Raw genomic sequence first — 12726 nt, forward strand, 5'->3', positions numbered from 1 at the left:
CCACGTCACCGCCGGTGAGCATCTCGCGCATCGCCGACAGCCGGTCGCCGTAGAACCCGGAGCAGTTCGCGATCCGGACAGCGTCGCGACCTGAAGCAGAGGCCATGCAGTCCTCCAATCTGCGTTTCACCGGTGAGCGCAAACCAACCAACCAACCGGTAGGTTAGCGGGTCGCGCCGGTGTCACGTCAAGGACGGCCGACCGCTCTCCGGGTCGAGATTGCCGCCACGGTCGTTGACGCGCCCGGATCGCGAACTGCTCCGGGTTCTACGGCGACCGGCTGTCGGCGATGCGCGAGATGCTCACCGGCGGTGACGTGGACTACCTCACCGGCGACTACCTGGCCGAACTGACCATGCTGATCCTGGGCCGCGACCGCATGAAGCATCCCGAGCGTGGCTACGCGAAGACATTCCTGACCCAACTCGAGGACTGCCTGGGCGAGGCCCGCGACCGGGGTGTCCGCATCGTCGCCAACGCCGGCGGCCTCAACCCGGCCGGTCTGGCGGACGCGCTACGAGCCCTGGCCGAGCGCCTCGGAATCCCGGCCCGGGTCGCGCACGTGGAAGGCGACGACTTGCTGGCGCGCGCGGCGGACCTCGGGCTGGGCACACCCCTGACCGCGAACGCCTACCTGGGCGCCTGGGGCATCGTCGACTGCCTGGGCGACGGCGCCGACGTGGTCGTCACCGGACGGGTGACCGACGCCTCGGTGATCGTCGGGGCCGCGGCCGCGCACTTCGGCTGGGGCCGCACCGACTACGACCGGCTCGCAGGCGCCGTGGTCGCCGGCCACGTCATCGAGTGCGGCGTGCAGGCCAGCGGCGGTAACTATTCCTTCTTCACGGAGGTGCCCGACCTGACCCACGCCGGCTTCCCGCTGGCCGAGGTCCACGCCGACGGCTCGTCGGTGATCACCAAGCACCCGGGCACCGGCGGGCTGGTCAGCGTCGACACCGTAACCGCGCAGTTGCTCTACGAGATCACCGGCGCGCGCTACGCCAACCCCGACGTCACCGCCCGGATGGACACCGTCGAGCTGTCCGCGCAAGGCCCCGACCGGGTGCGCATCAGCGGCGTGCTCGGCGAACCGCCGCCGCCCACCTACAAGGTGTCGCTGAACAGCATCGGCGGATTCCGCAACTCCATGACGTTCGTGCTGACCGGCCTGGACATCGAGGCCAAGGCCGACCTGGTGCGCCGGCAGCTCGAAGCCGCGCTGACCGTCAAGCCCGCGGAGCTGCAGTGGTCGCTCGCCCGCACCGACCACACCGACGCCGACACCGAGGAAGCCGCCAGCGCGCTGCTGCACTGCGTGGTCCGCGACCCCGATCCCGCGAATGTCGGGCGCCAGTTCTCCTCGGCCGCCGTCGAATTGGCGCTCGCCAGCTATCCCGGTTTTCACGTGACCGCCCCGCCCGGCGACGGCCAGGTCTACGGCGTGTTCACCGCCGGCTACGTCGACGCCAACGAGGTGCCGCACGTCGCGGTGCACGCCGACGGCACCCGGGTCGACATCCCTTGCGCCACCGAGACTCTGGTTCTGGCGCCCGCCGAGGATCCGCCGTTGCCCGAGCCGTTGCCGGACGGTCCGACCCGGCGAGTGCCGCTGGGCCGCATCGCCGGGGCGCGCAGCGGCGACAAGGGCGGCTCGGCAAACGTCGGGGTCTGGGTGCGCACCGACGAACAGTGGCGCTGGCTGGCCAACACGCTGACCGTCGAGCTGCTCAAGGGGCTGCTGCCCGAGGCGGCGGAGTTCGAGGTCACCCGCCACCTGCTGCCGAACCTGCGCACGGTCAACTTCGTCATCGACGGCATTCTGGGCCAGGGCGTTGCGTATCAGGCCCGTTTCGATCCGCAGGCCAAAGGGCTGGGTGAGTGGTTACGCGGCCGGCATGTCGACATCCCCGAAAGGCTGCTATGAATCTGTGGACGACGCCGGAGCGCGAACAGTTGCGAAAGTCCGTGCGCTCCTTCACCGAACGCGAGATCCTGCCCCATGCCGACGAGTGGGAGCGCATCGGTGAGTTGCCGCGCGACTTGCACCGGCGCGCCGGGGCGGCCGGCCTGCTGGGCGCGGGCTTCCCCGAGGCGGTCGGCGGCGGCGGCGGTGACGGCGCGGACGCGGTGATCATCTGCGAAGAGGTGCATCAGGCCGGCGCCCCGGGTGGGGTCTTCGCCTCGCTGTTCACCTGCGGCATCGCGGTGCCGCACATGATCGCCTCCGGCGATCGGCGACTGATCGAGGAGTTCGTGCGGCCGACCTTGGCGGGCGACAAGATCGGGGCTCTCGCCATCACCGAGCCTGGCGGCGGCTCCGACGTCGGGCACCTCCGCACGTCGGCGGTGCGCGACGGGGACCATTACGTGGTCAACGGCGCCAAGACCTACATCACCTCGGGCGTCCGCGCCGACTATGTCGTCACCGCGGTGCGCACCGGCGGCGCCGGCGCGGCCGGTGTCTCGTTGCTCGTGATCGAGAAAGGCACACCGGGTTTCGAGGTGAGCCGCAAGCTGGCCAAGATGGGGTGGCGGTCCTCGGACACCGCCGAGCTGTCCTTCGTCGACGCACGGGTGCCCACGGCCAATCTGGTCGGTGCCGAGAACAGCGGCTTCCTGCAGATCGCGCAGGCGTTCGTCGCCGAGCGCGTCGGCCTTGCGGCACAGGCCTATTCGAGCGCCCAGCGGTGCCTGGATCTGACGGTGCAATGGTGCCGCGACCGGGAGACCTTCGGCCGCCCGCTGATCTCGCGGCAATCGGTGCAGAACACGCTGGCCGAGATGGCCCGGCGCATCGACGTCGCCCGGGTCTATTCTCACCACGTGGTCGAACGTCAGCTGGCCGGCGAGACCAACCTGATCGCCGAGGTGTGTTTCGCCAAGAACACCGCCGTCGAGGCCGGCGAATGGGTGGCCAATCAAGCCGTCCAGCTGTTCGGCGGCATGGGCTACATGGCCGAATCCGAAGTCGAACGCCAGTACCGGGACATGCGGATCCTGGGCATCGGCGGCGGGACGACCGAAATCCTGACCTCGTTGGCAGCGAAGACCCTGGGGTATCAATCGTGACCACTCTGCAGTCCACGCTCGATCCCAATTCCCCCGCCTACGCCGACGCGGCGTCCACGGCGACCTCCAGGCTCGAGGAGATCGACGCCGAACTCGCCAAAGCGCTTGCGGGCGGCGGCCCCAAGTACGTCGAGCGCCACCACGCCCGCGGCAAGCTGACCGCGCGGGAACGCATCGAGCTGCTCGTCGACCCGGACTCGCCATTCCTGGAGCTCAGCCCGCTCGCGGCGTGGGGCAGCGCGTTCACCGTAGGCGCCAGCACGGTCACCGGGATAGGCGTGGTGTCGGGTGTGGAATGCCTGATCGTCGCCAACGACCCGACGGTCAAGGGCGGCACCAGCAACCCGTGGACCTTGAAAAAGATACTGCGCGCCAACCAGATCGCATTCGAGAACCGACTGCCAGTCATCTCGCTGGTGGAGTCCGGCGGGGCGGACCTGCCCACCCAGAAAGAGATCTTCATTCCTGGCGGGCAGATGTTCCGCGACCTGACCCGCCTGTCGGCGGCCGGAATCCCCACCATCGCCTTGGTTTTCGGCAACTCCACCGCCGGCGGCGCCTACATTCCGGGCATGTCCGATCACGTGGTGATGATCAAGGAACGTTCGAAGGTGTTCCTCGCCGGTCCCCCGCTGGTGAAGATGGCCACCGGTGAAGAATCCGATGACGAGTCGCTGGGCGGCGCCGAAATGCACGCCCGTGTCTCGGGTTTGGCCGACTATTTCGCCGCCGACGAGCTCGACGCGATCCGCATCGGCCGCCGCATCGTGGCCCGGCTGAACTGGGTCAAGCAGGGCCCGACCCCGGGCCCCGTGACCGAGCCGCTGTTCGATGCCGAGGAGCTCATCGGCATCGTGCCCGCGGACCTGCGTGTCCCGTTCGACCCGCGCGAGGTGATCGCCCGCATCGTCGACGGCTCCGAATTCGACGAATTCAAGGCCATGTACGGCTCGTCGCTGGTCACCGGGTGGGCCCGGCTGCACGGCTATCCGCTCGGCATCCTGGCCAACGCGCGCGGCGTGCTGTTCAGCGAGGAGTCGCAAAAGGCCACCCAATTCATTCAGCTGGCCAACCGCTCGAACACGCCACTGTTGTTCCTGCACAACACCACCGGCTACATGGTGGGCAAGGACTACGAAGAGGGCGGGATGATCAAGCACGGGTCGATGATGATCAACGCCGTTTCCAACTCGACCGTCCCGCACATCTCGCTGCTGATCGGCGCCTCTTACGGCGCCGGCCATTACGGCATGTGCGGCCGGGCCTACGACCCGAGGTTCCTGTTCGCGTGGCCCAGCGCCAAATCCGCGGTGATGGGTGGTGCCCAGCTTGCGGGGGTCTTGTCGATCGTGGCCCGCGCCGCCGCCGAGGCCCGCGGCCAGCAGGTCGATGAGGACGCCGACGCCGCGATGCGCGCGGCCGTCGAAGGGCAGATCGAGGCCGAGTCGCTGCCGCTGGTGTTGTCCGGAATGCTGTACGACGACGGGGTGATCGACCCGCGCGATACCCGCACGGTGTTGGGAATGTGTTTGTCCGCCATTGCAAATGGCCCGATCGAGGGGACGTCGAACTTCGGCGTCTTCCGGATGTGAGCCCCATGGTCACTCGAGTGCTGGTCGCCAACCGAGGCGAGATCGCCCGGCGGGTGTTCGCCACCTGCCGGCGGCTGGGCCTGGCCACCGTCGCCGTCTACACCGGTCCGGACGCCGCCGCGCCGCACGTGGCCGAGGCCGACGCGCGGGTGCGATTGCCCAAAACCAACGACTATCTGAACGCCGAGGCGATCATCGCCGCGGCCCGCGCGGCGGGTGCCGACGCGGTGCATCCCGGCTACGGGTTCCTCTCCGAGAACGCCGATTTCGCGGCTGCCGTGCAGGGGGCCGGCCTGACCTGGGTCGGGCCGCCGGTGGATGCGGTACGGGCGATGGGTTCCAAGATCGAGGCCAAGAAACTGATGGCCGCCGCCGGGGTTCCTGTGCTCGACGAACTCGACCCCGACACGGTCACCGAGGCGCAGCTGCCCGTCCTGGTCAAGGCGTCCGCCGGCGGCGGCGGCCGCGGGATGCGGGTGGTCCGCGAATTATCTTCTCTCACCGGCGAAGTCGAGGCGGCCCGGCGTGAGGCGCAGTCGGCGTTCGGCGACCCGACCGTGTTCTGCGAGCGCTACCTGCCCACCGGGCATCACATCGAGGTGCAGGTGATGGCCGACACCCACGGCACAGTCTGGGCCGTCGGGGAACGGGAATGCTCGATTCAGCGCCGGCATCAGAAGGTCATCGAGGAGGCCCCCTCGCCGTTGGTCGAGCGCATCCCGGGGATGCGGGACAAGCTGTTCGAGGCGGCGCGGCTGGCGGCCGGCGCGATCGGCTACACCGGCGCCGGGACGGTGGAGTTCCTCGCCGATGACGACGGAGAGTTCTATTTCCTGGAGATGAACACCCGGCTGCAGGTCGAGCATCCGGTGACCGAGGAGACCACCGGGCTCGACCTGGTCGAACTGCAGCTCATGATCGCCGAGGGCGGCCGGCTCGATGCCGAACCCCCCGCCGCCCATGGGCATTCGATCGAGGCCAGGCTCTACGCCGAGGACCCGGCGCGCGGCTGGCAACCCCAGGCCGGCGTGATGCACACGATCGACGTGCCCGCGGTTCGGACCGAGTTCGCCTCACTGGGCCACCGGACCGGAATTCGCCTCGACTCCGGCGTCCTGGACGGTTTCACGGTGTCGATCCACTACGACCCGATGCTGGCCAAGGTCATCTCCTACGCTCCGACCCGCCGGCAGGCGGCGCTGGTGCTCGCCGACGCGCTGGCCCGCGCCGGCCTGCATGGCGTGCGCACCAACCGTGAGCTGCTGGTCAACGTGCTGCGGCACCCCGCATTTCTCGAGGGTGCCACCGACACGGCGTTTTTCGACACGCACAGCCTGGACAAGTTGTCGGCGCCCCTGGCCGACCCCGGGGTCGTCCGGCTGTCCGCGATCGCCGCCGCGCTGGCCGAGGCCGCCCATAACCGCGCTGTCACCCCCGTCCTCGGCGCCGTCCCCAGCGGCTGGCGAAACCTGGCGTCGGGGTATCAGGTCAAGGCCTATCGCGATGACAGTGACACCGAGCATAATGTCGAATATCGTTTCACTAGAACAGGATTAACGCTGCCGAATGACGCGGCGGTGCGGCTGGTTTCCGCCACGGCCGATCGGGTCGCCCTTGCCGACGACGGGGTGGAGCACACCTTCGCGGTCGCGCGATATGGTGACGACGTCTACGTCGACTCGGCGCGCGGCCCCGTTCACCTGGTGGCGCTGCCACGGTTCCCGGAACCGGGTTCGACCCTCGAAAAGGGTTCCCTGGTAGCGCCCATGCCCGGCAACGTCATCCGCATCGCCGCTGCGGTCGGCGACACCGTAACCGCCGGGCAGCCACTGATCTGGCTGGAGGCGATGAAGATGGAACACACCATCACCGCACCCTCCGACGGGGTGCTCGCCGAACTCAGCGTCGATACCGGTCAGCAAGTGGAAGTCGGCACAATCCTCGCACGCGTGGAAGCGCCCCAAGCAGAAGGAGATTCGTAGATGACCGACACCAGCTTCATCGAGAGCGAGGAGCGGCAGGCACTGCGCAAGTCGGTGGCCGCGTGGGCGGCCAACTACGGCAGCGAGTACTACCTCAAGAAGGCGCGCGCGCACGAGCACACCGACGAATTGTGGTCGGAGGCGGGCAAGCTCGGCTTCCTCGGGGTGAACCTGCCCGAGGAGTACGGCGGCGGCGGCGCCGGCATGTACGAGCTGTCACTGGTGATGGAGGAAATGGCGGCGGCGGGCAGCGCGTTGCTGCTCATGGTCGTCTCGCCCGCCATCAACGGCACCATCATCAGCAAGTTCGGCACCGACGAGCAGAAGAAGCGCTGGATTCCCGGCATCGCCGACGGAACCCTGACCATGGCCTTCGCCATCACCGAGCCGGACGCCGGCTCCAACTCGCACAAGATCACCACCACCGCCCGGCGCGGTGGCAGCGACTGGATCCTCAAGGGCCAGAAGGTCTACATCTCCGGTATCGACCAGGCGCAGGCCGTCCTGGTCGTGGGCCGCACCGAGGAGGCCAAGACCGGCAAACTGCGGCCGGCGCTGTTCGTGGTGCCCACCGATGCCCCCGGATTCTCTTACACGCCAATCGAAATGGAGCTGATCAGCCCGGAGCGGCAGTTCCAGGTCTTCCTCGACGACGTCCGGCTGCCGGCCGACGCGCTGGTCGGTTCCGAGGACGCGGCGATCGCGCAGCTCTTCGCGGGGTTGAATCCCGAGCGCATCATGGGTGCCGCCAGCTCGGTCGGGATGGGACGGTTCGCGCTCGATCGGGCCGCCGACTACGTCAAGACCCGCCAGGTGTGGGGCACGCCGATCGGTGCACACCAAGGACTCTCGCACCCGTTGGCGCAGTGCCACATCGAGGTGCAGCTGGCCAAGCTGATGATGCAGAAGGCGGCCACCCTGTACGACAGTGGCGATGATGCGGGCGCCGCCGAGGCGGCCAACATGGCCAAATACGCTGCGGCCGAGGCGGCTACCCGTTCGGTCGACCAGGCGGTGCAGTCGATGGGCGGCAACGGGTTGACCAAGGAGTACGGTGTCGCCGCCATGCTCGCCTCGGCCAGGCTCGGGCGGATCGCCCCGGTGAGCCGGGAAATGGTGCTCAACTTCGTGGCGCAGACGTCGCTGGGCCTGCCCCGAAGCTACTGATGGAAACGCTGGTCGAATACGCGGGGCCCGCCGATACCGGCGGCCCGTTCGCGCGGCTGACGCTGAATTCGCCCCACAACCGCAACGCGCTCTCGACCGCTCTCGTCGAGCAGCTGCATCAGGGGCTGCGCGACGCCGCGGCCGAGCCGGCCGTGCGCGCGGTGGTGCTCGGGCATACGGGCAACACCTTCTGCGCCGGCGCGGATCTCAGTGAGGCCAGTGGCGGCGACCCACGTGGCGATCGCGAGCGCGGCGGGACCGGGCGAAGCGGGTCGCCACCATCGGCATTCGACATGGCCGTCGCCCGCGCCCGCGAATTGACGGCGGTGTTGCGGGACATCGTCTCCTCGCCGCTGCCGGTGATCGGCGCCATCGACGGGCATGTCCGCGCGGGCGGGTTCGGCTTGGTCGGTGCCTGCGACATCGCCGTCGCCGGCCCGCGCAGCACCTTCGCCTTGACCGAGGCCCGGATCGGCGTCGCCCCGGCGATCATCTCGCTGACGCTGCTGCCGAAGCTGTCGCCGCGGGCGGCAGCGCGCTACTACCTGACCGGCGAGACATTCGACGCCGCCGTGGCGGCGGACATCGGGCTGATCACCATGGCGGCCGAGGACGTCGACGCCGCGGTGGCGAAGCTGCTGGCCGATGTAGGTCGCGGTTCGCCCCAGGGGCTGGCCGCCTCCAAGGCGCTGACCACGGCGGCGGTGCTGGAAGCGTTCGACCGCGACGCCGAGCGGCTCGCCGAGGAATCGGCCCGACTCTTCGTCTCCGACGAAGCCCGCGAGGGCATGATGGCGTTTCTGCAGAAGCGCGCCCCGAGCTGGACGAGTTAGCCAGGTGTCAAACAAACGCCGCCGGCCGAACCGTCCGGCGCTGGCCAAGGTTGCAGTTTGACCAATCCTCTTGCGGCAAAATCCGGACGTCGTAGGCTCGTGGGTGATGAGCAACTCTGCGCAACGCGATGCGAACGACACGCGCGACGAATCGTCGCGCGCGGCCGACACTGATCGCATCCAACTCGCGCAGTTGCTGGCGTACGCGGCCGAGCAAGGCCGGCTGCAGATGAAGGACTACGAAGACCGGCTGACCAGGGCCTACGCGGCGACCACGTACGAAGAACTGGACCAGCTCCGCGCCGATCTGCCGGGTTCGCCGATCAACCCCCGCCGCGGAGGCAAGCCCAACCCGGCGCCGTCCACTCTGCTGCTGGCCCTGTTGAGCGGCTTCGAGCGGCGGGGCCGGTGGAACGTGCCGAAGAAGCTGACCACCTTCGCCTTGTGGGGGAACGGTGTGGTGGATCTGCGCTACGCCGACTTCACCTCGACCGAGGTCGACATCCACGCGATGTCGATCATGGGCGCGACGAAGATTTTGCTGCCGCCGGAAGTCAACGTCGAGATTCACGGCCGCGGCGTCATGGGCAACTTCGACCGCAGCGTCCTCGGCCAGGGCACCCCGGGCGCACCGAAGGTGAACATTCGCGGCTTCTCGCTGTGGGGTGCCGTCGGCATCATTCGCAAGGCCCGCAGGCCTCGCGGCTAGCGCTCAGCCGGGCACGTAGTCGAACTTATCGGGGTCGGGCCCGTTCCTACCCGCTTCACCCTTGTCCAGGGCTGAGATCGCGTCCATGTCGGAGTCGTCCAACTCGAAGTCGAAGAGCTGGAAGTTCTCCTTGACGCGTTCCGGGGTCACCGACTTGGGGAACACGATGTCGCCGCGCTGAATGTGCCAGCGCAGCACCACCTGCGCGGCCGACTTGCCCCGCGCCTCGGCGATGCGGTTGATCACCGGATCGCCGAGCACCTTGCCCTGCGCGATCGGCGCCCACGCCTCGGTGGCGATGCCATGCTCGCGCCCATACGCGCGGACCTCTGTGTTCCCGAAGTACGGGTGAAGCTCGATCTGGTTGACCGACGGCACGGTGTCGCTTTCGTCGGCGAGCCGCTCCAGGTGTGCGACCTTGAAATTCGAGACGCCGATGCTGCGTGCGCGCCCGTCGCGGGCGAACTCTTCGAAGACCTTCCAGGTCGAGACGAAGTCGCCGTCATACAGGGTGGGCAGCGGCCAGTGAATGAGAAACAGGTCGACGTAGTCGGAGTCCAGCGCCTTCAGCGTTCGGTCGAAGGCGCGGCGCGCGTCGTCGGGTTTGTGAAAGCCGTTGTTGAGCTTGCTGGTGACGAACACGTCGGCGCGGTCGAGACCGGCGTCGCGAATGCCTTGCCCGACTTCCTTTTCGTTGCCGTACATCTCGGCGGTGTCGATGTGCCGGTAGCCGATCTCGAGCGCCGTCTTGACCGCCGCCGCGGTCTCGTCGGGCTGGATCTGGAACACGCCGAAGCCAAGCTGCGGAATGCCGACACCGTCATTGAGTTCGATCGTTGGAACCTTGCTCATGCATCTCCTCCTTCTCGGTTCGTGTACCCGGTCGAGTGAGCGCCTATCCCGACGACGCGCTAGCGGCGGCGGGACCGAAGGTAGTCGCCGACCACGGCCGCGCCCAGGCCGTCGAGATCGGGCACCACGACACGCCCCTCGACCCGCCGGGCCACCTGGTCGATGAACCGGGCCAGGCCGGGATCGCTGCCCAGCCGGAAGATGGTGATCTGCGCGCCGAGGCGGGCCATTTCGTCGAACCCGCGCACGGTGTGGGCGATGGTGCGCGGATGTGGCGGGTAATCGAAAAACACTGTGGTGCCGTCGCCGTCGAAGTCCTCCAGGTGTGCGGTGGGCTCACCATCGGTCACCACCAGGACGACGGGCTGCGCGTTGGGATGCCGCCGTAGGTGGCGGCCCGCCAGCGCCAGCGCGTGATGCAGGTTGGTGCCCTGCTCGTAGACACCCTCCAGACCGGTGAGCTCGGCGGCGGTCACCGTCCGGGCGTAGCGGCCAAATGCGATGATTTGCAAGGCATCCGAACGAAACCGGGTGCACACGAGATGGTTGAGGGCCAGCGCCGTCTGCTTCATCGGCAGCCAACGGTTCTCCATCACCATGGAAAACGAGGTGTCGACCAGCAGCGCCACCGCGGCCTGCGTGCGCGTCTCGGTTTCGGAGACCTCGACGTCGTCGACGGTGATCTTCAGCTGTCCGACGCCGCCGTCGGCCGTGGCCGTTCCCGCCTGCCGCAGTACGGCATTGGTCAGCGTGCGGGAAATGTTCCACGGCTCGGTGTCGCCGAACTGCCAGGGCCGGGTGGCGCCGGTCAGTTCGCCTGCCGCGCCCGCGCGACGATGGTCCCGCTCGCCGCGCCGGCCGGAAAGTTGTTGCGCCACATCGCGTAGCGCCGTCTCGCCGAGCCTGCGCATCGCCTTCGGGGACAGCCGCCACTGTCCGTCGGAACCCCGGTCCAGGAATCCTTGGTTGACCAGCGCGCGCTCTAATTCGGCGAGCGTGCGGGCGTCGACGGCGGCCTGGTCGCCGAGTTGGCGTGCCAGCGCGTCCAGATCGACGTCGTCCATGGTGGCGCCCGGATAGCTTTGCGAGAGCTGCTCGGCCAGCTGCTCGAGTTCGGCGACGTCGGCCAGCGCCTGGGTGCCCTCGCCCATCCCGAACGGGTTGTCGCCGGAGAACTGTTCGGACCCGGTCCAGTCCTCTCCCGGCCGGGCGGCCTGCAGATGCGCGTCCAGCCGGTTCAGCGCCTGCATCAGTGAAGGCGACCCGAATGCCTGCTGCGCCAAGGCATCCAACTCGGCCCGCTGGTCCGGGCTCAGGCTGTTGCGGAAACGTTGGGCGGCGGCGGCGCGCTTGGCCAGGGAGTCCAACAGCTCGTCGACATTGCGGGGGTTCTCCGGGAAGAACTCGCCGTGGGAGTCCATGAAGTCTTGGAAGTCCTGCTGGCTGTCCTCGCCGCGGGCATGCTTGTCCAGCAGCTCGTTGAGGTCGTTCAGCATGTCGTTGACGCGCTGGCGGTCCTCATCGGTGGCGCCCTGGAGTGCCTCCTTCATGCCTGCGAACCGCTGATCCAACATCTCGCGGCCGAGGAGATCCTTGATCTGGTCGTACTTCTCGCGGGCCTCGTTGCTGCGCCAGTTGTAGTCGGACAACTCCTGAACGGCCTTTGCCGGCGACGCCGGGAGGGCGTCGAGCTGTAGTTCACCGAAGCGGGCGTCGTCGTCGAGTGCGCGGGCCAGTTCTTTGCGTTCGGCGAGCACCGCCTCGTCGAGTAGCTTCTTGATGTCCTGCAGCGTGCCGTCCAAATTGTTGCGGCGCAACAACTCCCGGCGGCGCCGGTTCGCCTCGGCCGCCAACCGGTCGGCGCCGGGCATGTTCTTGGTGCCGCGGCGCAGCAACTCGGAAAGCGCGCGGCGCGGCGACGTGCCCGCCATGACGTCCTGCCCGATCTGCTCGAGGGCCTCGCGCAGATCCACCGGCGGGGCCAGCGGGTCTGGCCCGCCGGTATACGCCGAGTATCGCGACGAATGGCCTCTAGCCATAGACGGTTTGGCCCTCCCCGGACACCTTGTCGATTCGCTTGGCCAGGTACAGGGCCTCCAGCGCGAGCTCGAGCGCTGCTGCGCGCTCGCCCTCCGACTGGGCGTTGACCTTGGCCGCGATCTTCTCCACCACCGGCAGGGCGGGAACCGCGGCCAGCACGTCCTTGGCCGACACCCGCTCACCCGTCGTGACCGCCGAGCCGCCCTCGACCGCCGACACCAACGACCCGACGTCGATGCCGCCGAGCACCCGCGACGCGGTGTCGGCCGTCGCGCGGCGCAGCAGGTGTTCGAGCACGGCCTGTTCGCGGCCTTCCTCACCGGACTCGAATTCCAGCTTGCCGCGCAGGACGTCGATCACGGTGCCGAGGTCGACCACGCGGGCCACCGGATCGGTCTCGCCAAGCACCGCGCCGCGGTGCCGGGCGGCCGCCGCCACGGTTTCGGCCGCGGCGATCGCGAACCGCGCCGACACCCCGGAGC

The 12726-nt window shown here is 68.6% G+C and carries 10 protein-coding genes and 1 pseudogene; 7 read left to right on the forward strand and 4 right to left on the reverse strand.

The annotated features are described in order from the left end of the window. Positions 1 to 106: DUF1446 domain-containing protein (locus tag A5709_RS28780; RefSeq protein WP_231986951.1), on the reverse strand; the 106-nt coding region annotated here is incomplete at its 3' end. 141 nt (positions 107 to 247) lie between these two features. On the opposite strand from A5709_RS28780, the gene A5709_RS09925 reads away from it, so the two are divergent. From A5709_RS09925 to A5709_RS09955, 7 genes are all read left to right on the forward strand, one after another. Next, positions 248 to 1924 (forward strand): acyclic terpene utilization AtuA family protein, encoded by a 1677-nt coding sequence (locus A5709_RS09925; RefSeq protein WP_068119696.1) that lies wholly within the window; start codon positions 248 to 250, stop codon positions 1922 to 1924. Next, the gene (locus A5709_RS09930; protein WP_068119698.1) at positions 1921 to 3069 is read left to right on the forward strand and encodes an acyl-CoA dehydrogenase family protein; all 1149 of its coding nucleotides are present in this window, start codon (positions 1921 to 1923) and stop codon (positions 3067 to 3069) included. Before A5709_RS09925 ends, A5709_RS09930 begins: the two co-directional genes overlap by 4 nt. After that, entirely contained in the window at positions 3066 to 4661 is a 1596-nt protein-coding gene (locus A5709_RS09935; RefSeq protein ID WP_068119700.1) for an acyl-CoA carboxylase subunit beta, read from the forward strand. Before A5709_RS09930 ends, A5709_RS09935 begins: the two co-directional genes overlap by 4 nt. 5 nt (positions 4662 to 4666) lie before the next feature. After that, positions 4667 to 6643 (forward strand): biotin carboxylase N-terminal domain-containing protein, encoded by a 1977-nt coding sequence (locus A5709_RS09940; RefSeq protein WP_068119702.1) that lies wholly within the window; start codon positions 4667 to 4669, stop codon positions 6641 to 6643. Next, a complete protein-coding gene (locus tag A5709_RS09945; RefSeq protein WP_068119704.1) occupies positions 6644 to 7810 on the forward strand; it encodes an acyl-CoA dehydrogenase family protein in 1167 nt (388 codons plus the stop codon). After that, positions 7810 to 8643 (forward strand): enoyl-CoA hydratase family protein, encoded by an 834-nt coding sequence (locus A5709_RS09950; protein ID WP_068119706.1) that lies wholly within the window; start codon positions 7810 to 7812, stop codon positions 8641 to 8643. The genes A5709_RS09945 and A5709_RS09950 overlap by 1 nt, the downstream gene beginning before the upstream one ends. Positions 8644 to 8749: 106 nt before the next feature. Further along, on the forward strand, positions 8750 to 9352 hold the full coding sequence (locus A5709_RS09955; protein ID WP_067949444.1) for a DUF1707 domain-containing protein: 603 nt from the start codon (positions 8750 to 8752) through the stop codon (positions 9350 to 9352). A gap of 3 nt (positions 9353 to 9355) precedes the next feature. Here the strand turns inward: A5709_RS09955 and A5709_RS09960 are convergent, their stop codons facing one another. From A5709_RS09960 to A5709_RS09970, 3 genes and pseudogenes are all read right to left on the reverse strand, one after another. After that, on the reverse strand, positions 9356 to 10204 hold the full coding sequence (locus tag A5709_RS09960) for an aldo/keto reductase (protein WP_068119709.1): 849 nt from the start codon (positions 10202 to 10204) through the stop codon (positions 9356 to 9358). Positions 10205 to 10263: 59 nt separating this feature from the next. After that, positions 10264 to 12243 (reverse strand): VWA domain-containing protein, encoded by a 1980-nt coding sequence (locus A5709_RS09965; RefSeq protein ID WP_068010703.1) that lies wholly within the window; start codon positions 12241 to 12243, stop codon positions 10264 to 10266. After that, positions 12236 to 12726 (reverse strand): annotated as a pseudogene (locus A5709_RS09970) (magnesium chelatase); the annotation flags it as partial. The gene A5709_RS09965 and the pseudogene A5709_RS09970, both read right to left, overlap by 8 nt.

The organism is Mycobacterium sp. E1386, from assembly GCF_001672745.1.
GTDB lineage: Bacteria > Actinomycetota > Actinomycetes > Mycobacteriales > Mycobacteriaceae > Mycobacterium.

What these genes read in the sequence shown, in the direction of transcription:
- A5709_RS09955 (WP_067949444.1), top strand. Translation starts at nt 8,750, where the DNA reads ATGAGCAACTCTGCGCAACGCGATGCGAACGACACGCGCGACGAATCG.
- A5709_RS09940 (WP_068119702.1), top strand. Translation starts at nt 4,667, where the DNA reads ATGGTCACTCGAGTGCTGGTCGCCAACCGAGGCGAGATCGCCCGGCGG.
- A5709_RS09965 (WP_068010703.1), bottom strand. Translation starts at nt 12,243, where the DNA reads ATGGCTAGAGGCCATTCGTCGCGATACTCGGCGTATACCGGCGGGCCA.
- A5709_RS09930 (WP_068119698.1), top strand. Translation starts at nt 1,921, where the DNA reads ATGAATCTGTGGACGACGCCGGAGCGCGAACAGTTGCGAAAGTCCGTG.
- A5709_RS09950 (WP_068119706.1), top strand. Translation starts at nt 7,810, where the DNA reads ATGGAAACGCTGGTCGAATACGCGGGGCCCGCCGATACCGGCGGCCCG.
- A5709_RS09945 (WP_068119704.1), top strand. Translation starts at nt 6,644, where the DNA reads ATGACCGACACCAGCTTCATCGAGAGCGAGGAGCGGCAGGCACTGCGC.
- A5709_RS09960 (WP_068119709.1), bottom strand. Translation starts at nt 10,204, where the DNA reads ATGAGCAAGGTTCCAACGATCGAACTCAATGACGGTGTCGGCATTCCG.